Genomic DNA, 26,896 nt, shown 5'->3' on the forward strand with positions numbered 1-26,896 from the left:
GCTATCGAATAACGGGTCGGGCAAACCTTTGCGGTTATTGTATAACGGGCCTCTTTCCCGCATCGTGCCGTCATGAAACAGCATCTTCATAAACTTGGGCTGACCTTGGGTCTGGCCCTGGCGGCGGCGCCGGTTCACGCCGCCTGCTTTGCCGATTACAAGGCCAAGATGGATGATCCGCTCCGGCTGCATTACGGTGTGATCGAATTGCCCGATACCGCCTGCGATCCGGGGGCGGCCTTCGGCGTCATCGCGCCGCGCGTGGCCGCCGGCGGATGGGAGTTGCTGGAGGTCATGTCGATCTTCGACGAAACCGGTCTTGATGTACGGAGGGACGATGCAGGACAGTTCTACCTCCGCTTCTGATACACGGGCCACAGGCACACGCGTCGTCCAGATCGGCATTGCCGCGATTGTCGCGATCCTTCTGGGCGCGGCGATCCTCCTGTTTGTAAATCTGCCCGACGCCAATGCCTTCAACGAACGGGTCGAACGGATCTTCGTTGAAAACGACGCGCTGACATCGGGGGAGGCGATCCGCCTGCTGGAGGTGCTGGCGCAGTCCGGCACCACCTTCTCCGAAGTTCTGACCAGTTACCGCGCGGTCATCTTCGTGCTGCTGATCTTCGCCACCGCGCTGCTGATCGCCTGTCTCGTCTTTCTGGTCACCATCGTCGCGCTCAACCGCCGGATGGGCGAGATCGAGAGATCCGGCATTCAGGTCTCCTCTCTGATACTCAGTCGGGAGGAACGGGTCGTCCTGCTCAACAACATGGAGTTCAAGCTGACCGACGCGGCGATGGAAACGCTTTCCGTTCTGGCCGAAGCGCGGATGGATGATGACGTGCTCTCGGGCGCCGAGATCGAGGCGATGGTGTCCGGCAAACCCGCGGTCGATTGCGACGAGGCCGCGGGCGCGACACGGATCAAACGCCTGCGCGACACACTCGGCAATCAGATGGTCAGCGAATTGCTCGTAAAGAACATCGCCCGTCGCGGGTACATGCTGGCCATCGACAAGGATGTCATCCGCATGGTGTGAGGGCTATTCGTGCGCTCTTGCGGTCCGGCGGCCAGTTGCCTTTTGTGTCTGTCAGACAGCGCGCAAGGGCCGGGACGGATCCAAGGCAGCATGGGTCTTGGCACGGAGCGGCCAGAGACAAAACGCGGCCCGCCATGGGCCGCGTCTGATTAGGTTTCTGGCGCTGCAACTCAGCAGTAAGGCGCACCGCGGCCATAGCCGCCCTGATCCGTGATCGCACCGTTGTCACTATCCGTCACTCCGGTGAAAATGCCGCCGCTCCCGCGCGGACAACTGCCGCTGTCGGTCCACTGCCCGTTGTCCACATCCGCTGCCTGTGCCTGATTGGCGGAACCGACAACCGTCACGGCTGCGCCTCCTAATGCCATCAGACCCAGAAACCCGCGGCGACCGGCCCTGCGCTGGGTGCTGATATCGCTATCCGCCAGACTATTCGTATTTTGCTTAAGTTTTTTGGACATAATTGCCTCTCCAGTACATCAAATCAAAGGATCGAAGTCGCTTTGGCCAGACCGTAATCCGTGAGTGACCCAAAGGTCAACGATAGTGCGCCTCTATTGGATGGGAGCGGATTGCCTATCGCGCTCTCCCATGGTCTGTGTGTTACACACTGAGATTCGATGGCCCACAAGAGAACCCATATGACCAAACCCGATTTCGGCTTCGACCGGGCCATTTCGCCCGTCACACGCGACCAGTTTTTCACGGATTACTTTGAAAAGAAACATCTGGTCGTGAAGCGTGGCCAGCCCGACTATTACTCCCACCTGCTGTCCTTTGGACAGATCGACCATGTGGTGACGACGATGGGCCTCTATGCGCCCGAAATCACCGTGACGAAATCCGATGCTCACGGGCACGACACCGATCACGATAGCGCGCCCGCTCGGACATCGACAGATGCAGATACGAATACTGGCGGCGATCACGGCGCCTCCCAGATCCAGCCTGCGGACTACACGTATGAGAGCGGCTATATCGACCCGGTTCGCGTGGCCCAGCTTTTCGCCGATGGCGCCACCGTGATCCTCTCCGGCCTGCACGAACGCCTGCCGCAGCTGGGGCAGTTCTGCCGGGCCCTGGAAAGCGTCATGTCCTGCCGGGTGCAGACAAATATCTACATGACCCCCACCCAGTCCCAGGGCTTCAACCCACACTACGATAGTCATGATGTCCTTGTCCTGCAGGTCGAGGGAACCAAGGAATGGCGGATCTACGACACTCCGCTGGAACTCCCGATGGCCTCTCAGGGCTTCACCCCCGACGCCGTGCCGATCGGCGCCGAAACCGACCGTTTCACGCTCGAACCGGGCGACATGTGCTATATCCCGCGCGGCCTAGCCCATGACGCGGTGGCCACGGACCAGACATCGCTCCACATCACCACCGGGCTAATGGTCCGTACCTGGGCCGATCTCATGGCGGAAGCGGTGGGTGTCATGGCGCATAAGGATCCGGTATTCCGTCGCGCGCTGCCGCCCGGCCACGCCGGCCCGGGCTTTGACCCCGCACCACACGAGCAGACCTTTCGCGATCTGATGACAAGGCTCACGGAAACCGCGCCCTTCGAAGCGCTTCTCGGTGGCTTTAAACAGGATTTCATCTCAAATCGTGTGCCCCGCGTCGAAGGACAGTTGGCCCAGGTCGCCAGGCTGGGCGAGATGACCGTCGACAGCATTGTCGGCGCGCGTCCCGATCTGGTCTATGATATCGCGGTGATGGGTGCCGAAGACGGCAAGGATCCGGTCATCAGCGTTCTTTGCTATGGTTCGGAGATCAGCCTTCCATCCCATGCGGAAACCGCGCTCCGCTTCGCGCTTTCCACGCCGTCTTTCAGGGTGGGCGACATGGCGGGCGATCTGGACGACGCCGGCAAGCTGGTCCTGGCAAGACGCCTCCTGCGAGAGGGGCTGCTGATGCTGCACTAAGCGCTCTGCGATGCGTCAGCCACGCCTCACCTGTGGCCGCTGAGATGTCGCTGGCGACCCGTTGCATCCCTTCTAATCCATGTCGCGCTGCTCGCCCTCTTTCGGGGTCAGTCCGTAGCGTGCCGCCACACGCCAGACATGCTCCGGAACCATGTTCTTCATCTTCGCGCCGTGGGCCCGTCGCAGATGCAGCACGGTCTCGATCGCCTTCATCTCCACCCGCGCCCGGGCAAACTCCAACCCGCGCGGTCCGATCCGTGGCTGAAGGAAGCTTACAACCGGGCGCAGCCAGTCCGGCATGGACCGCAAGGGCATCCCACCCGCGGCGCGTTCGGTATTGGCCAGAAACCCCTTTACCGCCCCGTCACGCTTGCCCTTGTCGGTCAGCGGTCTGGTCTGCAATCGCCCCTCCAGCAGTGCCAGCATTTCCGCCCCGCGGTCATTCCGAACGATCAGCCACTGGTCGCCGTCGCCTCCCATATAGCCCACCGTGATGTCGGCAAGCCGGTTGGTGTAATCGACGCAGGTCTTGCAGGTCATCGGGAAGAAGTCCGCCGGCAGTCTGGAGATCGGCAGGCTCAGGAACGGCACCACGCGGGTCGGGCGCCCGTCGTCGAATCGCAGTTCAACTTTGTAGTCGGCGCGAAATTCCAGATAGCTCACCGTTTCAGGCTTTTCGTCCAGAAGCGCCAGAAAGATGTGGAAATTCTCTGTCGTCGTATTGTCCGAACACGGTGTGCCGATCACGTAGATCCGCTCGAAGCCCAGCTCGGCTTCCAGCGCCCTCAGCGCATAGACCTGACAGGGAATGCCAACCAACGCGATCCGCTTGTGACCGGCCGCCGCCGCGGGCTCGACCAATGCAACGGTGGGACCATAGCCCATCCGCATGCCCCGGCATTGCGCCATCTCGTCGGGGTCGGTCACGATGACCGGCATGGGCTTCCACCGGTCAGTGGGGTCCGGGGCCACGCTCAGAACCGCATCCACCGCACCGGCCCTCAGCAACTCGGCGGCCAGCGTCGTGGTGATCCCGGTCCATTGCGCCCCCGGCGCGGCAGGCTCAAGCCGGGCGCGCATCATCGTTTGGGTCACGCCGAAAAAGTGTTCTTCACCCTGATCCGGGATCGTCTCGCGCCCATGGGCCGCCTGCTCCAGGGCAGGGTAATCGGGCGCGATGAACTGGCAGGCGCGCCCGCAGGCCTTGCCATCGCCCATCCGGCTCACGCCGCAATCGGTGCACAGCCCGGGCCGGGACGCGCCGCCAATCCGGGGCGCTGTCAGTCCGCTTGTGGAGGCGTCCTTCGGCATGAACCGACTTTCCGCCGCGCCCTGCAAGGTGTCAATAAAAGTTTACACATTTGAGCGCCGGCGCGCGCGCAAACCCGGGGCAAGCCGTGCAAATCGGGCTATCCAGTGCAGGTATGCGGGATATGTGCGGCCTGCGCACGCTGGCCTATCGACCGCACGTGGTGACCCCGGCAGGACTCGAACCTGCAACCTATCCCTTAGGAGGGGATTGCTCTATCCAGTTGAGCCACGGGGCCACATGGGCCGTTTCTGGTGGAATTTGGCGCGGGGCGCAAGCACGGCCATTCTCTTGGACAACCAAAATCATACCGCGTATCAACAGGATGACAGAAACGTAAACGGGGCATGATCTTGCGCGGACGCAACCCTTTCGACGGCAAACCCCAGCTGACCCTGCGCGACGTGGCCGAAGCTGCCGGCGTTTCCGAGATGACTGTCAGCCGCGTGCTTCGCAACCGTGGCGATGTCTCCGACCGTACCCGCGCCCGGGTCTACAGCGCCGCGCGAAGCCTCGGCTATGTTCCCAACAAGATAGCCGGTGCGCTGGCCTCCAACCGTGTCAATCTCGTGGGCGTCGTCATCCCGTCGCTTTCCAATATGGTCTTCCCCGATGTTCTTGGCGGAATTGGCAAAGTTCTGAGCGAAACGCCGCTTCAGCCGGTGATCGGCACTTCTCAGTACGATCCTGAAACCGAGGAAAAGGTGATCTACGAGATGCTCTCGTGGCGCCCGTCCGGGCTGATCGTTGCAGGGCTGGAACACACCTCGGCCGCGCAGGCGATGATGCGGAGCGCGGGCATCCCCGTGGTCGAGGTGATGGATGTGGATGGCGATCCGGTCGCAGCCGCCGTCGGCATCTCCCATATTCGCGCGGGCCGCGACATGGCCCGTGAAATCCTCGCCCGCGGCTACCGGAAAATCGGCTATCTCGGCTCCGGCTCCGGCGGCGACCACCGCGCGCAGAAGCGTCTGCAGGGCCTTCGGGAAGGGTTGTCGGCGGCTGGTGTCACCCTGACCGACAGTTGCTTTTACGAGGGCGCGTCGGGCTTCGGCACCGGACGTCAGATGAGTGCGGACATGCTGTCGCGTCATCCGGATCTCGACTTCCTCTATTACAACACCGACATGAACGCCGCAGGCGGTCTTCTCTATTGCCTGGAAAAGGGGATGAAAATTCCGGAGGAGATCGGTCTGGCCGGGTTCAACTCCTTCGAAGTGCTCGACGGCTTGCCCATGCGCATCGCAACCATGGACAGCCGCAGGACGGAGATCGGTCAGAAGGCTGCCGAGTTGATCGCGGCAAACGCACTGTCAGACGAGATCATTGCGCTGGAGCCAAGGTTTCTCGAAGGCGAAACCGTTCGACGGCGCTGACGCCCACAAGCTCCGCACCCAATTCCCGGACCAGAAGCAGCGGCTGAACGGGCGCGGCCCTCCAGAAGCTGACGCGCTGCTTCCGGGCCCTCAGCATTCCGGCAGATTGACCGCCAATCCGCCCTGACTGGTTTCCTTGTACTTGCTGTTCATATCCAGCCCCGTCTGGCGCATGGCCTCGATGCAATTGTCCAGCGGCATGAAATGCGTACCATCGCCCCTCAACGCGAGGGACGCGGCGGATACGGCCTTGATCGCGCCCAGCCCGTTGCGCTCGATACACGGCACCTGAACCAATCCGCCCGCCGGATCGCAGGTCATGCCAAGATGATGCTCCAAGGCGATTTCCGCTGCATTTTCAACCTGCTCATTGGTTCCACCCAACGCCGCGCACAACCCTGCTGCCGCCATTGCCGCCGCTGATCCGACCTCCCCCTGACAGCCGACCTCGGCACCAGAAATCGAGGCATTGTGCTTGATCAAGCCGCCGATCGCCGCTGCGGCCATCAGGAAGTCGACGGCACCTGCATCGCTCGCGCCGATGCAATGGCCCCTGTAATAGCGAAGCACCGCCGGGATCACACCGGCCGCGCCGTTGGTCGGTGCCGTCACCACCCGCCCGCCTGCGGCGTTTTCTTCGTTCACCGCCATGGCGTAGACACTCAACCAGTCATTCACCACGTGGGGCTGCGCGATGTTTCGCCCTGCCTCGGCCTTCAGTTGCTCATGGATCGCCTTTGCCCGGCGTTTCACACGGAGCCCGCCGGGCAATTCCCCCTCCATCCGCAGGCCACGTTCCAGGCAATCCTCCATCGCGCGGCGTATCTCTTCCACCCGGCCGGTCACCTCGGCGCGGCCCGCCAGCGCCAGTTCGTTTGCCCATTTCATCTCGACGATACTTTTGCCCGAAGCCTTGCCCATCGCCAGCATTTCCGCCGCGGACCCGAACGGGTAGGGATAGCCGACCTCTTCCTTCTCCGCATGAAGCTGCGCCGCGCCGCCATGCCTCTGTGCGTCCAGTTCGGCTGCGGTCATCACGAAACCGCCGCCGATGGAGTAATAGGTTTCTTCCATATAGAGGCTGCCATTCGTGTCGAAGGCCCGCAGGATCATCCCGTTCGCATGGCCCGGCAATCTCAGGTCGTAGTCGAACACCAGATCGGTCGCCGGGTCGAATCGCAGTTCAGGCAGTCCGGGGGGCGTCACCCGGCCTCTCTTGCGCAGCGCCGCCTCGATCTCCGTTGCCTTATCCGGGTCGAGCGTGTCCGGCCTCAACCCGCACAGACCCAAGATAACCGCCCGATCCGTCGCGTGTCCCTTACCGGTAAAGGCCAACGACCCGTGAAGCGAACAGGCCAACGCGCCCAGATCTCCCGCACCCGGTTCTTTCTCACGGCCATCGCGCAGATCGTCCAGAAACCGCGCCGCCGCGCTCATCGGGCCCATCGTGTGGGAAGAAGACGGCCCGATCCCGATCTTGAATATGTCAAAGATGCTCAGAAACATGCGCCCTCCATCACAGCCGATCTAGCGCGAAACCGGCGACGGATGCGAATGAATACCGACATCCGGCGGGTTTCGACCGACCAGCTTCAGAGGATATGGCGATGACAGAGGCTGTATCCGAGCCCTGGAATTATGGATAGGTGACGACGCGCAGATCGCCATAAAGCATCATCGGCAGGAAAAGCGTGTTCCCGTGGGAGGAGATATCCGCCACGCCCGGCGAGAGGTTAATTGCCAGGTCGACCTCGCCCGCGCCGTTGACCGTGAACACCTCTCCGGTGACCCAATCATTGAGCAGAATCTCGTCCCCCACACGGGTTATGCCGTCTATATTACCGATTTCCGGCACGACGATGGAGATGGCCCGGGTCTCAAGATCGACCGACAGGAGGGAGCCTGCGACTTCTGTAGAGAAATCCTCTTTCAGACCTTCGCCCCATGTTCCGACCAGCAGGCGCGCCCCGTCCAGCAACAGACCGTTGGGATGGCTCAGCTGGTCATGCTGCATCCACAGCGTCACGCGACCATCGGCGTAGCGCCAGATGCTGTCTGTCATCAGATCGCTGATATAGGCAGTCTGCCCGTCCGAGGTGACATCGTTGAGAAACCCGGCACCCTCGACCATGATCGACCGCCGGATCGCGCCCGTTTCCGCGTCGATGACATGCAGTGTGTTGAGATCGGCGACCAGCAGGTTTTGCCCGACAAACGCCATCCCCTTCGGGGCATCAAGACCATCGACCCAATCGAGATCGAGGATTTGGCCGGTTTCCGACAAGAGGGTCAGAAACCCGTTTCCATCGGCTTCACCGGGGTGGCCCGCAATGTTGCTGAGGATCACCCGGTTGCGTGTGCTGTCGAAGATTGCGGATTCCGGCATATCGAAGCCGCCGACATTCCATGGCGCTTCCGCAAGGGCGGCAGGCGTATGCGACAGGCTTGCACTGGTGATGGTTACGGCGGCGACGGCGAAACTTGGTAGCATTTTCATGTCACATTCCTCATTTGATCTCGTAAAGGATGCGGCATTGGTATCTTTTATGAATACCCTGGTGAAGTATAACTGCCTTTGGTATCGATTAGTGATACCGATAGCCCCGTAAATAGATCAGGAGCGTGCCATGCGCGGAACCATGTTCGAGGTGTTGAAACAGGCGCTGCGGGCGCGGCAGATGACCTATGGAGACCTTGCCGCGCGCATGTCCCTGTCGGAACCGACGATCAAGCGAATCTTCGCAAGCGGGGATGCTAAAATGAGCAGGGTCATGGAAATCTGCGATGCCCTCGACCTTCCGTTCGAGGATATTGTTGCAACCGCCAAGCGCACCATCGTCCGGCCGGTCCAGTTGACGGCGGAGATGGAGGCCGGGTTGGCGCAGGATCCGTCGCTCTTCTTTCTGTTCATCCTGCTGCATGACGGCATGACCGAAGCGACGATCCGCCAAGAGTTCGGGTTGAGCAGGAACGCCCTCTTCATTCTGGGTCGCAAGCTGGAGCGGCTTGGCCTCGCCGAGGTTCATACCGAGGGCCGCATTCGTCTGACGCCGGCGCATCCCGTCAAGTTCCGGCGAAACGGCCCGCTTCACCGGACGCTCAGGGATCTGAACCTCGCCTTTATCCGCACGGTCTTTGACCAGCCCGATGGGGAGCAGTCCGGCTACCTGACCCAGTCCCGGCGTATCTCCCGACAGACGGCGCGACAGGTCATGGCGGATCTGCGCAACCTCAATCAGCAACTTTCCGAAATGGCGCGTCAGGATCAGTTGACCGTCCCGGCACAGGATTTGCAGACCTACAAGCTGTGCGTTGCCTGGTCGGAGATGTCCTTTCCCTCCTTCGCTCGGATCGACGCTGGAGCGCCTAGGCGGTAATCGACCCCGCTGTGCTTGCCTGACCGTGGATTGGAAATGACTGGATGGCCTCGGCCCATTCCGGCGCGGGCCGATCCGCAGGATGCGCACAATATGCCTCGTCACAGATAGCCAGGAACGGCAAGTCGCTCTGATGATCACCATAGCCGAAGGTTCTGACGTAGGGGCCGCGCGCTTGGATCAGGTTTCGCAACGCTGCGGCCTTTCCCTCACCAATCGTCTGAATACCCTCGATCTGCCCGTCAGTGGTGCCATCCGGCAGTCTTTTGAGTGCGATCGCCAATATGCCTGTTGCGCCAAGGTCGTCGGCTATGGGCGCGACAATGAAGTTTGCCGATCCCGACAGCAGCACCGTTTCATGGCCCTGCGCCTGATGCTGGCGGAACCGGTTCAGCACCTCGGGCACATAAAAGGAGCGCGCCTTGCTTCGCGCAAACCATTCTTGCGAAAGCTCGGCGAGCTGATCGAGGGACCAGCGGGAAAAGTTACGGTAGAATAGCCGGTTGACGACCTCGCGCGGCTCCGTTTCGCGTGCCGTCTGCAATTCATAGAGCGCGGCGCGATATGCCTGCGCACCGCCTGTGTCTCCGGCGACTTCCCTGAACGCGAATTCAAGAAACGAAAACATGGATTTGCACTCGATCAGCGTTTCATCGACATCGAAAACGGCGAGGCTGGGCGCAGGGCGGATATCGGGCATGTTTCAGGCCCTCACGCGACTTGAGAAACGGATTGGAGCGCTTCTTCGTCGCGATACTGCTCCACCAGCTTGTTCAGACACTCCTGCGCAACGACAAGCTCCCTGTCGGCGATCGTCTTCGCCTCGAAGGCTGTGAAGGATACGGTGACGCGGGTACATACGGTTCCGGCCTGTATGATCGTGATATCGGCATCGAACCCGTGGCGGTTTTCCTTGTGCGAGGCACGGGTGATTTCATAGCGCAGGACCGCGTCGAACGGGAACACGAAATTCTGGAACTCCGTTTCCATGCTCTTGATAACGTAGTAGTAATCGCGCTCGTCCTCGGCGAGGAAGAAGGCCTCCGTCACGGTCAGGAAAGCCTGGCGCGCCGCTTCGATCAGGGCCATGCCCTGGATGTGCATCCCCGTCATGTGGTCGAGGAAAAACTCGTTCTGGGCGGAAAAGCACAGGTCCATCTCGAACAGGGTGTCCGACATCCTGCGTGGCGCGCAGATGACGATGTTTTCTGCGCGGTTCTTGTGAGCAAACCGCCGCGTGGACCGGGGCGCGCGTTTGCAGGACACCAGATTGAAACTGCCGCCGGCTTTCCCGTTCGTCGTGTTGAAATGCCGGACGGCGGCGTAGAGGCTGCGCATGTCGACGCCCTGTTGCAGGTACAGGTGGATGTCGTTGTCGAGATGTACGCTTGTCAGAACTTTTTCCAAAGCGTCGGTTTCGGTAATCAGACCATCAATATGCCTGGCCGTACCTAAAAATGTATCCCCGACGACAAAGAACCTTTGGATCGAATTGGTCATTTCACTCTCCAAACTGAATCGGTGGTTCGTGTAATCAGTAGAGAGCCATCGGAAAAAACCAACAATCGCCAGTATCGAAATGCCCATTCCATTTCTGCAACGCAGCATTGGCGCATTTCCGCCAAAACGGAAGGAAATGGCGGGCACAGTGACTGTGCCCGCCATGGAAGTCTTGATTTGCGAATAGGATCAGGTGCGAACCGATTGGCGCTGGCGGCTGACCACAGCCAGCAAGAGACCCGCACCACACATGGCCGCCCCGATCAGCGGCACCTGCGTGTATGTGACGCCGGAATGCAGGGCCTGGCTGCCCAGCCATGCTCCAAGACCGTTGCCAAGATTGAAGGCCGCGATGTTGAAGGCCGAAGCCATGACCGGTGCATCGCCTGCATGTGACATGACCTGCACCTGCAGGGCCGGGATGGTGGAAAACAATGCCATCCCGAAAAAGAAGACCGCCACGATCATCGCGATCGGATAGGGCATCACGAAGGAGATCACGATCAGAACCGAAATCAGGAACATGAGGCTGAGTTGAATGGCGCGGCCGAGATTCCAATCCGCCAGCCGCCCGCCCAATGGATTCCCGAGGAACATCCCGAAACCGAAGAGCAACAGGATGCTGGGCACCCAGCTGGATGGCAGGCCAGTCACATCTGTCAGCATTGGCGCGATGAAGGTGAAGGTGGTGAATGTGCCGCCAAAACCCAGCGTGGTCATCATCAGCGCCCTGATCATCTCGGGTCTCAGCAACACCGCGAATTCGGCCCGCAGGTTGGAGACTTTGGAGGATTCGACCCGTGGCAGCCACATTATCAGGGCAACCGCCGTGACCGCCGCAAGCCCCGACAGGATGACAAATGTGGATCGCCAGCCCAAGGCCTGCCCCACTGCGGTGCCGGCCGGTGAGCCAAACATGTTGGCAATCGTCGACCCCAGAAACACCGCCGCGATTGCCCGTGCCGCTTTGCCCGGTTCGACCAATTGGGTCGCGACAACGGCGCCCAGCCCGAAGAACGTTGCTTGCGCCAAGGCGGTGACGATCCGCGCGGTGAGCATGAGCTCATAGGTCGGCGCGATGGCGCAGGCCAGATTGCCCAAGGTGAAGAGACCCATCAACGCGATCAGCACACGCTTGCGTTGAAACTGGATCAGAAATGGCGTCAGCAAGGGCGCGCCAAGCACCACGCCGAAGGCATAGCCGCTGATCAGATATCCGGCGGTCGGGATCGAGACGCCGAAATCGGTCGCGACCTCGGGCAGCAGGCCCATGATCACGAATTCACTGGTATTGATAACAAATATCCCCAGGGCGAGGATCAGAACCGCAAAAGGCATTTTGGCCTCCTTTACTCGTCGGATGAACCGAGTATCGGGGCAGGAATTTGGCGGGTGACCCCCAAAATATTGAAACAGCCGTTTCACTATCCGGCGTTGTTTGGCGCCGGGGCTTGCCGGATGTTGCCCGAGACATCTAGGTAAGGAGGTACCGATGCCAACGGAAATGACGCTTTATACCATCAACGGTTCATGCTCGGATGCGGTCGTTGCGCTCTGCGCCCATCTTGGCCTGCCGGTCGAGCTGCGGGAACGGCGCGATCACGACGCCGATCTGGCCACGGTCAATCCAAGCCGGACGGTGCCGACGCTGGTGACCGACGATGGCCTGACGCTGACCGAAACCACCGCCATCCTGAACCATCTTGCGCGCAGCTTTGCCGCCGAGATGCTGGGCCGGACCCCGGCCATGCGGGCCCGCAACGACGAGATGCTGAGCTTTCTTGCCACATCCGTCTACAATGCCTTCCTGCTGAGGTTCCGGCCTGATCGCTCTGCGGAGGATCCGGCCGCACAACAGGCCATTCGCGCGATGTCCGACGCCGAGATCGCGAAGGTGCTGGACATGCTGGAAACACGGATCAGCAATCAGACCTTCGCCCTCGGCGAAAACCTGACATCATCGGATTTCTTCCTGTTGGTCATGCTGAACTGGGCCGATCGGATCGACGGCGGGCTGCTAAGATCCCGGCCAAAGCTTGCCGCCCATTTTGAAGCGTTGAAGGAAATGCCCTTTCACGCCCGTGCCTTTGGTGCGCAGGCCGCCTGAACCGATGTCAGCCATGACCGATATCAGGTTCGAAACCGACGCGGCGAGCTATGGCGGCGTTTTCGTCGACCGGCAGGCGCGGCGCACGGCGCTGATCCTGCCCGATTGGCGGGGATATCAGACCGCTTACGCCATGCGCCGCGGCATCGAGATTGCCGATGCGCATGGATGCAATGTGGTGGTCAGCGACTTCTACGGAGAGGCCTATCGGCCCCGGGAATACGGCGGCGATGCCGAGATCTGGATCGCCCGGGCCCTGGGCGACCCTGAAATCCTGCGCGGCAATCTGTCGACCTATATCAGCGCCCTGTGCGAGACGCTCTCGATCACACCGCGAAGCCTGCATGTGGTGGGGTATTGTCTGGGTGGGGCGCTGAGTTTCGAGATGGGCCGGGCGGATGCCGATCTGGCGGCGGTGGCCAGCGTGCACGGCATCCCCTCAAGCAGGAAGCCCATCACCATGCTGGCAAGCGACACGCGCTTTGTCGCGATCCACGGCGCGTCGGACCCGATCATAGGCATGGAGCACATCACCGCCTTCCAGACCGAGATGACTGAGGCGGGCGTGGACTGGATCAGCCTGGCCCTCGGGCATGCCCGCCACGGCTTCACCAACGAAGAGATCGACCCCCACGGCCAGGCGCAAAGGTTTGATGCGGGCGCGGCACGCCATTGCCTGAACGGCCTGCAAAGCTTTCTTTATACGGAGGCGACGCCATGACACCCGACCAACGCGTTCTTATCGTCGGCGCGGGACCCGTGGGCCTGACGCTGGCCTGTCTTCTGGCCAGCGCCGGGACGCCGTTTCGCATTATCGATGGCAAATCTGGCCCCGTCGGCGACTCGCGCGCCCTGGGCGTGCACGCCCGCACGCTTGAGGTGATGCAATCGCTGGACCTGGCCCAGGCGTTCATCCGCCATGGCCGTGTCACCCGCTACATGACATTTCACGACAAGACGCGCGCGCTCTTCTCTCTCGATTTCGATGTTCTGCGGCACGACACCGCCTATCCCTTCTATCTGATCCTGCCGCAATCGATCACCGAGCGGCTGCTTTATGACAAGCTGCGCAGCCTTGGTGGAGACGTGGAGTGGAACACCACCCTGCGCAGTCTGGAGGAAAATGCCGATGGCGTTATCGTCCATTCGGCGGGCGAGACCATGCGGCATGATTATGTCGTGGGGTGCGACGGTGCCGCGAGCGTCGTGCGCAAATCCCTCGGTATAGATTTTTCCGGGCTCACCTATGACGCGCGTTTCGTGTTGTCGGAAGTCAGGATTGCCGAAGACCGGCTGGCCACGGACGCCACCCATGTGATCATGGCCAACGAGTCCGTGCTGGCGGCTATCCCGCTCCCAAACGGCGCCTATCGGCTGGTCGGGCCGGACAGTATGGCCAGCACCGATCTGGCATCGGGCGCGCAGATCAGCTTTGATGCCTTTGCCGATTTCCTGCGGCGCAACGGGCTGTTCCCCGATACACGTCTTTATGATCCGTCGCGCGTCGTCTCCTACAAGATGCAGAAACGCGTGGCAGACAGGTTCATGACGGGCCGGGTGTTCCTGGCAGGCGATGCCGCGCATATTCACTCGCCCGCCGGCGGGCAGGGTATGAACATGGGCATTCAGGATGCGGCCAATCTGGCCTGGAAGCTCTCCGTCTCACACCATGCGCCTGCCCCTGACCTCCTGGACAGTTATGGCCAAGAGCGGCGCGCCATCGCGCTCAGCGTCGCCAATGGCACGGACCGTGCCCTGCGCCTGATGAACTCGCCCAATCTTCTGCATCGAATCGCACTCCGGTTCGTGGCACCGGTTCTCTGCCGTTTCTGGCAACCCCGCGCTCTGATCCAGGCGATGGCGCAACTGCGGATCGCCTATGGGACCGGGCCCGATCCGGTCGCCCTTGGCAAGCGGCTGCCATGGATACGACTGGCCGATGGCGGCGACCTCTTCGACCTGCTGGCGCCAGGCCGGATGCTGGTGCTGCACCTGTCGGGCGGAGATACGATAGGTGGTGCATGGCCCGTCGACGAGATCAGGCTGGACGACAATCGCTATTACCGCCCCGGCGAGACCGCGGGCCCGATGGCGGTGCGCCCCGCAACCACGCGTGAACGTGAAAAGCTGGGGCCGGTCGCGCGGGTTCTGGTCCGGCCGGACGGCTATGTCGCGGCGGTTGACCGGTCGCTCCGTGACCGCGCCGTATCCGACAGGCTCGGCGAGCTATTCGACGCGGGCGCGCCCGCGCATGGTTGATCCGCTTTTCATTGCCGGCCTTGGGGCGGTGCCCGGCCCGGACCGGCTTTCGGTGAGCGACGCGGTTCGGGCCGGTCGGTACGAGAAGGACCGCGCCGAGGCGGACGGCTATGTCTCCGTCATCCGGGAGCCTGAGCGTGCATCTTACGAGATGGGCCTTGCTGCGGCAAAGGACGCGCTTGCCGAGGCGGGTCTTCGCGGCATCGATCTTGCCGGGCTGGCCTATACATCGATCCATCGTCACGGCCAGCCTCGGTTATGGGCCCCTGCATCCTGGATCCAGCGCCATCTGGATATCGGCGGGCATGTTCCGGCGCTGAGCGTGAACCAGGGCTGCAATGGCTTGCTTCAGGCCATGATCGCACTTGGGCCGCTTTGCGATCCACGTCCCGACGGGCAGCTGTTGCTGGTCGGGGCCGACCGGTTCGAGGCATCGGGCTTTGATCGCTGGCAGTCGGATTACGGGCTTTTGTACGGCGACGCGGCGGCCGGCGTGGTCCTGTCCCGCCAAAGCGGGTTCGCCCGCGTTCTGCATCTGGCGCTTGATGGCGCCCCCGATCTGGAAGAGCTGCACCGCGACGCCGCGCCCAGCGATGAAACGCCCGATAGCTGGCGCCGCGAGTACGACGTGCGCCGCAGCAAGAAAGCGTTTCTGGCGGCGCATGGCCATGCGGGCTTCGCGGAGCCCCTGAACCGGGCACTTGATCGTCTGAAGACCGGATTGCTGTCCAGCCCGTACTGGACAGGCCCTGCGGATTGGCTCTTCACGCCTTTTGTCGGGGCCTCCGTCCGCGACGCGACATATGAGGCGACCTTCGGCGCGCTCGGGCATCGGTCCGGCTGGGAGATCGGCAAGACGCACGGCCATCTGGGCACGACCGATGGCTGGGTCGGTCTGGCGGAGATCCGCGCGAAAGGCCTTCTGCACAGCGGCGACCGTGTTCTGATCGTCTCGGCCGGGGTGGGCTTCAGCTGCGGCGTGATCCTTCTTGAAATCCTCTGAACTGAAAAGGAAAGACCATGAAAACCAGGCAAATAGGACGGTCCGGCCTCAGCACGTCGACGCTTGGACTCGGCTGTATGGCGATGTCGGAGTTCTACGGTGCGTTTGACGAGACCGAGAACATGGCCACGCTGGAGCGCGCGATGGAACTTGGCATCACCATGCTGGATACCGCCGATCTCTACGGAGATGGCCGGAACGAGGAGCTTCTGGGCCGCTTCATCGCGCAGACCAGCCATGCCCCCTTGATCGCCTCCAAATGCGGGATCGTCCGGACCGACGAGATCATGTCGGACGGAAACTTCAAGCGCGAGCGCTGCGGCACTCCCGACTACATCACCGCAAGTTGCGATGACAGCCTGCGGCGGCTGGGGATCGACGTGATCGATCTCTATTATCTGCACCGGATAGATCCGAACGTTCCGGTGGAGGACAGCATGGGCGCGCTTGCCGAGCTGAAGACCGCCGGCAAGATCCGCGCGATCGGCCTCTCCGAGCCCACGGCTGATGAGTTGACGCGCGCCAATACGGTGGCTCCGGTCGATGCGGTGCAGTCGGAATACTCGCTCTGGACGCGACTGGTGGAGGATGAGGTGTTGCCCGTCATTCGGGATACCGGCGGCACCCTGGTCTGTTACTCCCCGCTTGGTCGGGGATTGCTGCGCAAGACAGGTGCTCCGCCCAAGCTTGACGCGGATGATTTCCGCCGGACCTTGCCACGGTTCACGCAAGACAGCTTCGATGCCAACGCGCCTTTGTTCGATCTGCTGGACGAGGTCGCGGCGGATGCCGGTGTGAGTGTGCCGCAGCTGATGCTGATCTGGCTGCTCGATCAGGGCGGTGACATCGTACCGATCCCGGGCGCGCGCAAGATCGCACATCTGGAGCAGAATGCCGCCGCCGTCGATCTGAGCGTCGATCGGGCGGCGCTTGATCGCCTATCCGCGGCGTTCTCGCCCGACGCGGTCGTCGGCGCGCGCTATACCGAAGGGAAAGCGGTAAAAGCCGGCTGATATCGCAGCAGCAATATATGGCGGCCTTGGGCCAGCGTCCCCTAGGTGGGATCGCCTCTGGCCGCCATTATGCTGGCGGACTCCTTCCTGATCGCCTTGCGGATGAAGTCGCGAAACTCCGTGATATGGCGATAGCTGGACAACCGGTCCGCGGTGACAAGCCAAAGCGGCATCGTGCCCACCACACCCGGCGTCATCAGGGCGCGCACGCCGGGAAGGCGCTGGCCCACGATATCCGGCAAGATACCTGCGCCGATGCCGTTCTGGATGGCGTCCACCAGCCCGGTGTACTCCGATATCGCCAATCCGGTGCGCCGCGCACTGAGCACTTCGCTCAGCTTCTGCTGCGGCATGCTCACACTTGTGCCCGGCGTCCATGTAATGCCGCGAAGCCCGGTTTCCGACAGCGCCTGCCACGCATCCACGGGTTCAAACCCGTCCGGCAGGATCCCTTCGGCGCAATAGACGTTGAAGGACACCGAGCCGACACGCTGCCGCACGACGGCACCGCGTTCGGGTTCGACAAATCGCAGCGCGACATCCCCCTGCCCCGAACCGATATCGACAATCCGAAACGATGTATCCACATCGATCATCACGTTCGGCCAGCGTTCCATATAGGATTCGATATTTGGAAATATCAGAGCATTGGCCAAGGCGGGCGTGGTGGAAAACCGTAATTCAATCCGCTGCGTGTCGCGCATGCGGGTTGCGAGATCGGGCGCGTTGGAAAGCAGACGTTCGGCTTCCTGCCATATCTCGACAAGGTTCTGAGCGTTCGGGGTCAGTTCCAGACCCTGGTTGCACCGGCTGAGCAACGGAAACCCGATTGCCTTCTGCAATGAGTTTATTCGTCGGCTGACGGTGGGGCCGCTGATTTTGAGGTCCTGTGCCGCATTCGCGACAGATCCTGCGCGGAGGTAGCCCAGAAATACGCGGATATCTTCCCAACTCGGATCACGTGACACGGGTCTCAACCTCAAATGGCCGGGTAAACACCGCTATCGCGGCAGAGGGGCAGCGTGCGGAAACTAGCATATTGCCTAAATCCTCACCACCTGGAGACCGGGCACGGCGGGTATTCGCGCGCGCAGGCACCCGGCGAACTCCGGTATGCCCGACCTGACGGCGCGATCCGCGGTCCTTTGGTCACTATACAGGCACTGCTTGAAGTGTCGGCGCCCCGTTGTCCGGGGCGGCAAGCCGATCTCTCGCCGGTTTTCGCCGCGCCAGGGCTAGCGCGCGGCCATCGCCCCGCTGGCCTGCAATCGGGAGAGGTCATAGCCGTTGAAGGCCAGCACTTCGCGCGCGGCGGCGAGGCGATCGGCCGGGATCACGGGTTCCCGGTTCAGGATCCATCCGGCGCGCCCGTCGGGCTGGCCGATCACCGCGGTGCGGTACCCTTCATCGACCCAAAGAACCCAGTAAGGCGCAGCCACCGGCACACCGGAGAGCCGTACCGACAGGCGGCCGGGTCCGACGATGGTGGCGCGTCCGCTTATGTCCTCGGTCGGCGTGCCGGTTTCATCAAGGCAGGTGTTGCGAATGGCAATGTCGGCCCCGGGGCGCAGTTGATACTCTGCAATGGCACCGGCGCAACCGGCCTGGAACGGGTTGGGATACCGCGCCACTTCGTACCACCGCCCCGCATAGCGCGCCGGGTCGAAATTCGCGTTGGAGGCGATGGTGACCGACTGATCCCTGTAGCTGGGCGCGAAGACGCCGCACCCCGACAGCGCGAGCAGAAGAAGAGGCACAATTGCAAAACGCATGGGAACAGCCCTGACGAGGAGTATCGGTCATAGCTGAAGCCAGTTCCGCCATCGGGGCAACCCCCCGAAACAGCGGAACGGCGACCAATAGCCACTATCCGAGCAAATATGTCAGGAAATCCGCCGGACAGTCTTGTGCGCGGCGCGATCCATCGCCTAGAGCAGGTACATGGGACGACGCTACTCCTCCTCCAGACGGCTTGGCGCGCTGGCATGGCTGGCGGCGGGCCTGTGCATTCTGCCGATGGCGGCGGTGGTTCTGGCCGCGCTGACCGGCGGGTTTGAGACGCTGACCCGCCTGGGTGAAACGGTACTGCCGCGTTATGCCGCAACCACGGGCATCCTGATCCTTGTGGTGGGCCTTGGCACCGCGATCATCGGCTCCGGCACGGCATGGCTTGTCACGGCAACGCGCTTTCCCGGCCGGCGCGTTCTCGAAATCGCTCTTGCCCTTCCGCTGGCCTTCCCGGCCTATGTGCTGGCCTATGCCTACACCGATTTCCTCGATCATCCGGGATGGGTGCAGACCACATTGCGCGACGTGATGGGCTGGGGCCCCCGCGACTATTGGTTTCCCGAGATCCGGTCTCTTGGCGGCGCTGCGGCGATGTTGACGCTGGTTCTCTATCCTTACGTCTACCTTCTGGCCCGCGCGGCGTTCCTGCAGCAATCAGCGACGGCCTATATCGCCGCGCGAACGCTCGGGCGCGGACCGTGGGGCGCGTTCTACCACGTTTCCCTTCCCATCGCGCGGCCCGCCATCGCCGGCGGCGTTCTTCTGGCCTTGATGGAAACCCTCGCTGACTACGGCACGGTCGCCTATTTCGGTGTGCAGACCTTCGCCACCGGCATCTATGTCAGCTGGTTCGGACTCTTCGACCGGGCAGGCGCGGCACAACTGGCGCTTTGCCTGCTTGTCGTGGCGCTGACCCTTGCGATGCTGGAGCGCTCGCAACGCAAGCACCTGCGCCACCACGATGCCGGGCGGCGGTTCGAGCGGATGGAACCCATAACGCTGACCGGTCGGCATGCAGTCGGCGCGTTCGTATTTTGCGCTTTGCCGGTCCTGCTCGGCTTCCTTCTGCCCACGATCCTGCTGATCACGCTCGGCTGGGATTCAGGCGAGCTGTTGTTCACACCGCGCTATCTGGCCTTTTTGCAGAACTCGGTGACGCTTGCGAGCATCGCCGCGATCCTCACAGTCGCCGCCGCCGTGTTCCTCGGCTCCAACGCGCGCCTGCATCCGACGCCAAGCGCAAAGGCCACGACCCGCGTGGCTGGGATCGGATATGCGGTGCCGGGCGGGGTGATCGCGGTTGGCCTGCTCTTTCCCTTCGCCGCGCTCGACAATGCCATCGACCGGGTAATGGAGGCCAGTTTCGGGATCGATACCGGGCTGCTGATCACCGGGTCGATCTGGCTGATGATCGTGGCCTATATGGTCCGCTTCATGGCCGTGGCGCTCAACACCTACGATTCCGGGCTGGCGACGATCAATCCCAATGTCGACGCGGTGGCGCGCACACTTGGCCAGAGCCCGATACCGATGCTGCGGCGCATCCACTTGCCGGTGCTGAGACCCGCGGTGCTGACGGCGCTGCTGATCGTGTTTGTCGATGTGATGAAGGAACTGCCCGCGACGCTGATCCTGCGGCCCTTCAATTACGACACGCTGGCGGTGCAGGCACACCGGCTGGCCTCGGACGAGCGTCTGCACGAGGCCGCGGTACCAAGCCTCGTGATTGTCGCCGTCGGGCTGATCCCGGTGACGCTTCTATGCTGGAGCATCGGGCGGGACGCGCGGGTCGGCCGTGCAGCACGGCGCACCGGCAGCGGGCACCTCGAAGCGTAGGCCCCAGCAAAAAAGCGGGCGCCACATGGGCACCCGCTTCGCAACACCTGCCGGAGGCTTTTTGGCCGGGCTTATTCCCAACCGGCGTTGTTCAGCACATCCACCGCGGCGTCCACATTGTCGGCGATTTCCGACAGATCGATCGTGTCGGGGCGGAAGATGCCGAGCGACGCGACCGAGGGGCTGAGGGCCACACCCGGCACCGCGGGATACTCATCGTTGCCTGCGGAGAAGTATTCCTGCGCCTGATCGCTGGCGAGATACTCCAGGAAGGCGATGGCGTTGTCGCGATTTGGCGCGTGCGCGGCAACACCGCCACCCGAGATGTTCATATGCGCGCCCAGATCGTTCTGGTTCGGGAACACCCACCCGACCATGTCGAGCGAGCCGGACAGGCCGTCAACCTCGGTGCGGATGGCGCGACCGAAGTAATAGGTATTCGACATCGCGATGTCGCACTCCCCCGACACGATACCGCGAAGCTGATCGGTGTCGCCGCCCTGCGGGTCGCGGGCGAAGTTGCCGACCACGGCGTTGGCCCACTCCTGCGTTGCCTCGACACCCAAATGGGCGATCAGCGCGGCAACGATGTTCTGGGTATAGACGTTGGAAGAGGAGCGGATGCAGACCATGCCCTCATATTCCGGGTTGGCGAGATCCTGATAGGTCCGCGGCGGGTTTTCGACATCGTTGCGGTCGTAGAAGAGGATTCGCGAGCGCTGAGAGAAACCGAACCAGTGGTTCTCGTCATCCTGCAGATAGGCCGGAATGCGCGCCTCAAGCACGTCGCTTTCCACCGGCTGTAGCAAACCCATATCGGTGGCGCGCGCGAGGCGAACGGTATCGACGGTCAGGAACACGTCGGCAGGCGAGTTCTCGCCCTCGGCCTCCATCCGCGCGATCAGTTCGTCGGCATTGCCTTCGATCCGGTTGATGGCGATACCGGTCATCTCCGTGAATTCGGAATACAGCCGTTCGTCCGTGTCGTAATGGCGGGAGGAATACAGGTTCAGTTCCTGAGCCTGGGCGGCTGTAAGGCTGCTCGCGACGATTGTCGTGCCGAGCAGAAGTGCAAGTGTGCGGGTCATCTAGGACGCTCCGTTGCTGGAATTCGGTATTACCTGACCGTTTTTGTCGGTTGGGTGGGGGTTTTGAACCTCATCCCTTCCGGGGTGTCAAGAATATCCGACTAAAAGAATCGGAAAAACTATTGAAACACGCGCCCTTGCCGCCCCCTGCGCCAAAAGGCAGGGTGCCGGAAGAGGCGGCAGAAGGGGCCATGAGATGAAAGCCGGGTTGGCATTTCTGGTGCTGGGCTACGTGCTCAGCCAGTTCTACCGCGCCTTCCTGGCGGTGCTGGCCCCGGTTCTCGGAGTGGAAATCGGCGCGGGTGCGGAGGATCTGGCCCGTGCTTCCGGCCTGTGGTTCGCAGCCTTCGCAATCATGCAGATCCCCGTGGGCTGGGCGCTGGACACGATCGGGCCGCGAGTGACAGCGGCGGCCCTTTTCGGTCTCTGCGGGGCGGGAGGGGCCGCAGTTTTTGCCCTGGCGCAGGGGCCGGGCGCGATCCAGACTGCGATGGTGCTGATCGGCATTGGATGCTCGCCCGTCCTGATGGCCAGCTATTACATCTTCGCACGGGTCTATTCGCCGGCGGTCTTCGCAACATTGGCAGGCGTCACCGTCGGCGTCAGCTCCCTTGGGAATATCGCCAGCGCCCTGCCGATGGCGAAAGCGATCGAAGCCTTTGGCTGGCGGGAGACTGTCTGGGCACTGGCCGGCATGACCGTCGCCGTGGCCATTGCCATGGCGCTGCTGGTGCGCGATCCGGCCAAGCCCGACGGCGAGCCCAAAGGCTCTTTGCTGGACGTGTTGCGCATACCCGGCCTCTGGCTGATCCTGCCGATGATGTTCGTCTGCTACGCCCCTGCGGCCGGGATCAGGGGGCTTTGGATCGCACCCTATATGACAGACGTCTACGGCGCGGCGCTTGCCCAGATCGGGACCGTCACGTTGATCATGGGGCTGGCCATGGCGGCGGGCAATCTGGCCTATGCCCCGCTGGACCGGCTGTTCGGCACCAGAAAACGGGTGGTTCTCGCTGGCAATCTGGCGGTGGTTCTATGCTGTCTTGTGCTGTGGGTCTTTCCGGCGGGCAGCTACTGGACTGCCGTCATGTTGCTGACAGCCATCGGCCTGTTCGGCGCGACCTACCCGATGGTGATCGCCCATGGGCGCAGCTTCCTGCCGCCTCATCTGACAGGCCGCGGGGTGAGCTTGCTGAATCTGTTCGGAATGGGCGGCGCCGGCGTGATGCAATTCGCCAGCGGCCCGTACTTTGCGTGGCTCTCCACAGATGCGCCGCCTGCCGATGCGTTTGGCACATTGTTCGGTGTGTTCGGGCTGGTCGTGCTTTTGGGATGTCTGCCTTATCTCCTCGCACAGGATCGCACGGATTGAGCTTTGTGCGCCACTGACGGCAGTATTCGGGCCAAAGCTCTGGCCAAACCCTGGCCCGGGCCGGTATGGCCTGCCGCATACGTGCATTTGACGTGCCGCATGCGGCACCGGTTCTGGCGGAGACACCCCGAAACATGTCCCCTGATTTCCTGTCCCGCATGCGGGGCGACTGGCTTGGCAATATCCGCGGCGATCTCCTGTCCGGTCTGGTCGTGGCGCTCGCCCTTATCCCCGAAGCGATTGCCTTTTCGATCATCGCGGGCGTGGACCCGAAGATCGGGCTTTATGCCTCTTTCTCGATCGCGGTGATCACCGCCATCGCGGGCGGACGGCCCGGCATGATCTCGGCCGCGACGGCCGCCACCGCGGTTTTGATGGTGACGCTGGTTCGCGATCACGGATTGCAATACCTGCTGGCGGCGACGGTTCTGGCCGGCCTCCTGCAGGTCGCGGCCGGGTTTCTGAGGCTCGGCACAGTCATGCGGTTTGTCTCCCGCTCGGTCATGACCGGGTTCGTCAACGCGCTTGCGATCCTCATCTTCATGGCTCAATTGCCCGAACTGATCGGGGTGCCCTGGCTGACCTATGTCATGGTCGCGGGCGGTCTGGCGATCATCTACCTGTTTCCCTATGTCACGACGGCGATCCCCTCCCCGCTTGTCTGTATCGTCGTGTTGACCGGGCTGACGCTGATGATGGGTATGGATCTGCGAACCGTGGGCGATATGGGCGCGCTGCCGGATACCTTGCCCGTGTTCCTGATCCCCGATATCCCGCTGACACTGGAAACCTTGCAAATCATCCTGCCCTATTCCGCCGCAGTGGCTGCCGTTGGGTTGCTGGAAAGCCTGATGACCGCGCAGATCGTCGACGATCTGACGGACACGAAATCGGACAAGAACCAGGAATGCATCGGCCAGGGCCTCGCCAATACCGCGACCGGGTTCATTGGCGGCATGGCGGGCTGCGCGATGATCGGCCAATCGATGATCAATGTGAAATCGGGCGGGCGCGGGCGCCTGTCCTGCTTTGCCGCGGGGGTGTTCCTGCTGATCCTGATCGTTGTTCTGGGCGATATCGTGTCGATCATTCCGATGGCCGCTCTGGTCGCCATCATGATCATGGTGTCCATCGGCACATTCAGCTGGTCGTCGATTGCCAACCTCCGGGACCATCCGCGCAGCTCCTCCATCGTGATGCTGGCAACGGTGGTGGTGACGGTCTACACCCACAACCTCGCAATCGGCGTACTGACCGGTGTGCTGTTGTCGGGCATTTTCTTTGCCGGCAAAATCGCGCAACTGTTCCGGGTCACATCCGAGCTGTCAGGGGATGGTATGACACGGACCTATCACGTGCAGGGACAGTTGTTTTTCGCCTCCGCCGACGCCTTTGCCGCGGCCTTCGATTTCGGTGAGGTGCTGGAGCGCGTGGTGATCGACGTAACCCGCGCCCATATCTGGGATATCTCGTCGGTTGCCGCGCTGGACATGGCGGTGCTCAAGTTCCGCAGGGATGGTGCCGAGGTCGAGATAAAAGGCCTGAACGAGGCGTCAGAGACCATCGTTGACCGGCTGGCCGAACATGACAAGCCGGGCGCCATGGACCGACTGATGGGACATTGAGGGGGAAACCGATGGGCAAGATCATCGCACTGGTCGACGGGTCGATCTATTCGCAAAGCGTATGTGACCACGCGGCATGGGTCGCGAAGGGGAAGGGCTGGCCTGTGGATATCGTCCATGTGATCGGCCGCCGGGATGAGAGCACCGATCCGCGCAACCTGTCAGGCAATATCGGACTGGGTGCACGGACGGCGCTGCTGCATGAACTGGCAGAGCTTGATGCGCAAAAGGCCAAGCTTGCCCGCAAGCGCGGCCAGGCGATCCTGGAAGATGCCGTGGCCCGCATCGCTGCCCAGGGGGTCGCGGCGCAATCCAAACTTCGGATGGGCGATCTGGTGGAGACCCTGCGCGAGATGGAACCGGAGACCGAGCTGATCATCATCGGCAAGCGCGGCGAAGCGGCCGATTTCGCCAAGATGCATCTGGGCAGCAATCTGGAACGGGTGATCCGCTCCTCGACCAAACCGATACTGGTGACCTCAAGGGCGTTTCAGCCTGTGAAGACGCTGTTGGTTGCCTTCGATGGCGGCGGATCGTCCCTGAAGGCGATTGATCATATCGCCCGTTCGGTGCTTTTTGCCGGGCTCGGCATCCATCTTCTGACCGTCGGCACCGAAAGCACCGGTTTGAGACGCGGGATCGAAGGGGCCGCGGCGCTGTTGACCGGCGCCGGGTATCAGGTGACGGCCGAGATCGTGGCGGGAGAGCCCGAGACGGTCATCGCCGAACGCGCCGAAGCTCATGATTTCGATCTGCTGATCATGGGCGCCTACGGGCACTCCCGGATCCGGAACCTGTTCATCGGATCGACGACGACCGAGATGATCCGGTCCTGCAAGGTGCCAATCCTGCTTTTCCGCTAAAGCCGATACGGTTCCGCCGGAGGCCTCTCTCGGGAGATCTCCGGCGGGCATGTTTTCAAGGCAAGGACGCGGCGGGCGCCCGCTACGTTCAGGCGGCGTGGCGACGGGGCCGGCGCGGTTTGCGGCTGCCGGTGTTGCCTTGGGGCTTGCCGGCTTGCCCATTGCCGCCGCCGGGACCGCGACGCCGCTGTCCGCCACCGCCACCACCGCGACGCGGCTTGTCGGACTTCACGGCGGCGGGACGGGTTCCGCCCGCGACGGGGATTTCCAGCTTCATCACCTTTTCAACCTGTTTGAGCAGATCGATTTCCTCGGCGGAGCAGAGCGTGATCGCCTCCCCCTCAAGACCGGCGCGCGCGGTACGACCGATGCGATGGACATAATTGTCCGGCACATCCGGAAGGTCGAAGTTGATGACATAGGCGACGCCCGGAATGTCGATGCCACGCGCGGCCACATCCGTTGCGACCAGGGTCTTGATCTGGCCGTCGCGAAACGCCTTGATCGCCCGGTCACGCTGCCCTTGCGACTTGTTGCCGTGGATCGAGGCTGCGTTGAACCCGTCGGCCACGAGACCCTTCATCAGCTTTTCCGCGCCATGCTTGGTGCGCGCGAAGACAAGGGTCAGCGCCTCGGGATCGCGGGAGAGGATTTCGCGGAGCTTCGCCGGTTTCGCCGGTTTCTCCATGAAATGGATCGACTGGGTGACCTTGTCCGCCGCCTTGCCGGGCGGGGCAACCTGCACTCTGCGCGGGTTGGTCAGATAGGCGCTCGACAGTTCTTCCATCTGTTTCGGCATGGTCGCCGAGAACAGCATGGTCTGGCGGGGCGTGCCGAGTTTCGGCGCGATCCGGCGCAGCGCATGGATGAAGCCCATGTCGAGCATCTGGTCGGCCTCGTCCAGAACCAGATGCTGCACCGTATGCAGCTTGACCGCACCGCGATCCATTAGGTCGATCAGGCGGCCGGGCGTGGCGACAAGAATATCCGTGCCGCGGTCCAGGCGCTTGATCTGCGCGTTGATCGACTGACCGCCGACAACGACCTGCACCTTCAGCGGCGTGCCGGTGGTGAAGGCCCTAAGGCTATCGGCGATCTGGTTGGCCAGTTCACGGGTCGGCGCCAGGATCAGTGCCTTGGCGGTCTTGGGGTCGGGCTTGCCATGCAGAGCAAGCAGATGCTCGATCAAGGGCAGGCCGAAGGCCAGGGTCTTACCGGTGCCGGTCTGGGCCAGGCCCAAGATGTCATGGCCATCCAGCGCAAGCGGGATCGCCTGGTTCTGGATCGGGGTGGGTTCCTTGAAACCGCTCTTCTTCAGCGCGGTCATCAGGGTCGGCGAGAGGCCGAGCATATCGAAATCGAACAAATAGTACCTTTCCTGCGCGGAACAGACTGGCCCGCGCGATAACA

25 protein-coding genes and 1 tRNA gene are annotated in these 26,896 nt (G+C 62.4%); 14 read left to right on the forward strand and 12 right to left on the reverse strand.

Going from position 1 to position 26,896, the window contains the following annotated elements; all coding sequences use genetic code 11:
• Positions 1-72 precede the first annotated feature (72 nt).
• Positions 73-366, forward strand: a complete 294-nt coding sequence (locus D9R08_RS07665) for a hypothetical protein (protein ID WP_121897448.1) — start codon at positions 73-75, stop codon at positions 364-366.
• Positions 338-1,042: a winged helix-turn-helix domain-containing protein gene (locus tag D9R08_RS07670; protein WP_121897449.1), complete on the forward strand. Its 705-nt coding sequence runs from the start codon at positions 338-340 to the stop codon at positions 1,040-1,042. The genes D9R08_RS07665 and D9R08_RS07670 overlap by 29 nt, the downstream gene beginning before the upstream one ends.
• 170 nt (positions 1,043-1,212) lie before the next feature.
• Here the strand turns inward: D9R08_RS07670 and D9R08_RS07675 are convergent, their stop codons facing one another.
• Positions 1,213-1,503, reverse strand: a complete 291-nt coding sequence (locus D9R08_RS07675; protein ID WP_121897450.1) for a hypothetical protein — start codon at positions 1,501-1,503, stop codon at positions 1,213-1,215.
• 180 nt (positions 1,504-1,683) lie between these two features.
• On the opposite strand from D9R08_RS07675, the gene D9R08_RS07680 reads away from it, so the two are divergent.
• The gene (locus D9R08_RS07680) at positions 1,684-2,970 is read left to right on the forward strand and encodes a cupin domain-containing protein (RefSeq protein ID WP_158598952.1); all 1,287 of its coding nucleotides are present in this window, start codon (positions 1,684-1,686) and stop codon (positions 2,968-2,970) included.
• 72 nt (positions 2,971-3,042) lie between these two features.
• Here D9R08_RS07680 and D9R08_RS07685 read toward each other — a convergent pair whose 3' ends face one another.
• Together D9R08_RS07685 and D9R08_RS07690 are read right to left on the reverse strand one after the other, a co-directional pair.
• Complete coding sequence (locus D9R08_RS07685) at positions 3,043-4,281, reverse strand: Coenzyme F420 hydrogenase/dehydrogenase, beta subunit C-terminal domain (protein ID WP_121897677.1); 1,239 nt, start codon at positions 4,279-4,281, stop codon at positions 3,043-3,045.
• A 159-nt stretch (positions 4,282-4,440) separates the two neighbouring features.
• Positions 4,441-4,517: transfer RNA gene (locus D9R08_RS07690), tRNA-Arg, on the reverse strand.
• Positions 4,518-4,626: 109 nt separating this feature from the next.
• On the opposite strand from D9R08_RS07690, the gene D9R08_RS07695 reads away from it, so the two are divergent.
• A complete protein-coding gene (locus D9R08_RS07695) occupies positions 4,627-5,655 on the forward strand; it encodes a LacI family DNA-binding transcriptional regulator (protein ID WP_121897452.1) in 1,029 nt (342 codons plus the stop codon).
• Between the two features lie 90 nt (positions 5,656-5,745).
• On the opposite strand, the gene D9R08_RS07700 is transcribed toward D9R08_RS07695, so the two are convergent.
• Positions 5,746-7,161 (reverse strand): L-serine ammonia-lyase, encoded by a 1,416-nt coding sequence (locus tag D9R08_RS07700; protein WP_121897453.1) that lies wholly within the window; start codon positions 7,159-7,161, stop codon positions 5,746-5,748.
• A gap of 130 nt (positions 7,162-7,291) precedes the next feature.
• Positions 7,292-8,152, reverse strand: a complete 861-nt coding sequence (locus D9R08_RS07705; protein WP_121897454.1) for an SMP-30/gluconolactonase/LRE family protein — start codon at positions 8,150-8,152, stop codon at positions 7,292-7,294.
• A 130-nt stretch (positions 8,153-8,282) separates the two neighbouring features.
• On the opposite strand from D9R08_RS07705, the gene D9R08_RS07710 reads away from it, so the two are divergent.
• The gene (locus tag D9R08_RS07710) at positions 8,283-9,032 is read left to right on the forward strand and encodes a helix-turn-helix domain-containing protein (RefSeq protein ID WP_121897455.1); all 750 of its coding nucleotides are present in this window, start codon (positions 8,283-8,285) and stop codon (positions 9,030-9,032) included.
• On the opposite strand, the gene D9R08_RS07715 is transcribed toward D9R08_RS07710, so the two are convergent.
• The 3 genes from D9R08_RS07715 to D9R08_RS07725 are packed head-to-tail and all read right to left on the reverse strand — an operon-like array spanning position 9,022 to position 11,870.
• The gene (locus D9R08_RS07715) at positions 9,022-9,732 is read right to left on the reverse strand and encodes an HAD family hydrolase (RefSeq protein WP_121897456.1); all 711 of its coding nucleotides are present in this window, start codon (positions 9,730-9,732) and stop codon (positions 9,022-9,024) included. The two genes, D9R08_RS07710 and D9R08_RS07715, sit on opposite strands and share 11 nt — an antisense overlap.
• Positions 9,733-9,743: 11 nt before the next feature.
• Complete coding sequence (locus D9R08_RS07720) at positions 9,744-10,697, reverse strand: AfsA-related hotdog domain-containing protein (protein ID WP_121897457.1); 954 nt, start codon at positions 10,695-10,697, stop codon at positions 9,744-9,746.
• Between the two features lie 24 nt (positions 10,698-10,721).
• Positions 10,722-11,870: an MFS transporter gene (locus D9R08_RS07725; protein WP_121897458.1), complete on the reverse strand. Its 1,149-nt coding sequence runs from the start codon at positions 11,868-11,870 to the stop codon at positions 10,722-10,724.
• A 154-nt stretch (positions 11,871-12,024) separates the two neighbouring features.
• Between D9R08_RS07725 and D9R08_RS07730 the strand changes: the two genes are divergently transcribed.
• The 5 genes from D9R08_RS07730 to D9R08_RS07750 are packed head-to-tail and all read left to right on the forward strand — an operon-like array spanning position 12,025 to position 16,914.
• Positions 12,025-12,639 carry a glutathione S-transferase family protein gene (locus D9R08_RS07730; protein ID WP_121897459.1) on the forward strand — a complete coding sequence of 205 codons (615 nt, stop codon included), beginning with the start codon at positions 12,025-12,027 and terminating at the stop codon, positions 12,637-12,639.
• A gap of 13 nt (positions 12,640-12,652) precedes the next feature.
• Positions 12,653-13,360, forward strand: coding sequence for a dienelactone hydrolase family protein (locus D9R08_RS07735; protein WP_158598953.1), 708 nt, complete (start codon positions 12,653-12,655; stop codon positions 13,358-13,360).
• Positions 13,357-14,898 carry an FAD-dependent monooxygenase gene (locus D9R08_RS07740; RefSeq protein WP_121897461.1) on the forward strand — a complete coding sequence of 514 codons (1,542 nt, stop codon included), beginning with the start codon at positions 13,357-13,359 and terminating at the stop codon, positions 14,896-14,898. Before D9R08_RS07735 ends, D9R08_RS07740 begins: the two co-directional genes overlap by 4 nt.
• Positions 14,891-15,901: a 3-oxoacyl-[acyl-carrier-protein] synthase III C-terminal domain-containing protein gene (locus D9R08_RS07745; RefSeq protein ID WP_158598954.1), complete on the forward strand. Its 1,011-nt coding sequence runs from the start codon at positions 14,891-14,893 to the stop codon at positions 15,899-15,901. Before D9R08_RS07740 ends, D9R08_RS07745 begins: the two co-directional genes overlap by 8 nt.
• 17 nt (positions 15,902-15,918) lie before the next feature.
• Positions 15,919-16,914, forward strand: coding sequence for an aldo/keto reductase (locus tag D9R08_RS07750; protein ID WP_199709296.1), 996 nt, complete (start codon positions 15,919-15,921; stop codon positions 16,912-16,914).
• 41 nt (positions 16,915-16,955) lie between these two features.
• Here D9R08_RS07750 and D9R08_RS07755 read toward each other — a convergent pair whose 3' ends face one another.
• Positions 16,956-17,882, reverse strand: coding sequence for a LysR family transcriptional regulator (locus tag D9R08_RS07755; protein WP_158598955.1), 927 nt, complete (start codon positions 17,880-17,882; stop codon positions 16,956-16,958).
• A gap of 267 nt (positions 17,883-18,149) precedes the next feature.
• Positions 18,150-18,686 carry a lipocalin family protein gene (locus D9R08_RS07760; RefSeq protein WP_121897465.1) on the reverse strand — a complete coding sequence of 179 codons (537 nt, stop codon included), beginning with the start codon at positions 18,684-18,686 and terminating at the stop codon, positions 18,150-18,152.
• 169 nt (positions 18,687-18,855) lie between these two features.
• Here D9R08_RS07760 and D9R08_RS07765 point away from each other — a divergent pair, with 169 nt between their 5' ends.
• Positions 18,856-20,538, forward strand: coding sequence for an ABC transporter permease (locus D9R08_RS07765; protein ID WP_121897466.1), 1,683 nt, complete (start codon positions 18,856-18,858; stop codon positions 20,536-20,538).
• A gap of 71 nt (positions 20,539-20,609) precedes the next feature.
• On the opposite strand, the gene D9R08_RS07770 is transcribed toward D9R08_RS07765, so the two are convergent.
• Positions 20,610-21,626, reverse strand: coding sequence for an extracellular solute-binding protein (locus tag D9R08_RS07770; protein ID WP_121897467.1), 1,017 nt, complete (start codon positions 21,624-21,626; stop codon positions 20,610-20,612).
• Positions 21,627-21,822: 196 nt separating this feature from the next.
• Here D9R08_RS07770 and D9R08_RS07775 point away from each other — a divergent pair, with 196 nt between their 5' ends.
• From D9R08_RS07775 to D9R08_RS07785, 3 genes are all read left to right on the forward strand, one after another.
• Positions 21,823-22,998 carry an MFS transporter gene (locus D9R08_RS07775; RefSeq protein WP_121897468.1) on the forward strand — a complete coding sequence of 392 codons (1,176 nt, stop codon included), beginning with the start codon at positions 21,823-21,825 and terminating at the stop codon, positions 22,996-22,998.
• Positions 22,999-23,132: 134 nt separating this feature from the next.
• Positions 23,133-24,623: a SulP family inorganic anion transporter gene (locus tag D9R08_RS07780; protein WP_407690601.1), complete on the forward strand. Its 1,491-nt coding sequence runs from the start codon at positions 23,133-23,135 to the stop codon at positions 24,621-24,623.
• Between the two features lie 11 nt (positions 24,624-24,634).
• Positions 24,635-25,486 (forward strand): universal stress protein, encoded by an 852-nt coding sequence (locus D9R08_RS07785; protein WP_121897469.1) that lies wholly within the window; start codon positions 24,635-24,637, stop codon positions 25,484-25,486.
• An 88-nt stretch (positions 25,487-25,574) separates the two neighbouring features.
• On the opposite strand, the gene D9R08_RS07790 is transcribed toward D9R08_RS07785, so the two are convergent.
• Complete coding sequence (locus D9R08_RS07790; RefSeq protein ID WP_121897470.1) at positions 25,575-26,852, reverse strand: DEAD/DEAH box helicase; 1,278 nt, start codon at positions 26,850-26,852, stop codon at positions 25,575-25,577.
• Between the last annotated feature and the right edge of the window lie 44 nt (positions 26,853-26,896).

The sequence above is a fragment of the Rhodophyticola porphyridii genome (genome assembly GCF_003688285.1).
Classification (GTDB): Bacteria; Pseudomonadota; Alphaproteobacteria; order Rhodobacterales; family Rhodobacteraceae; genus Rhodophyticola; species Rhodophyticola porphyridii.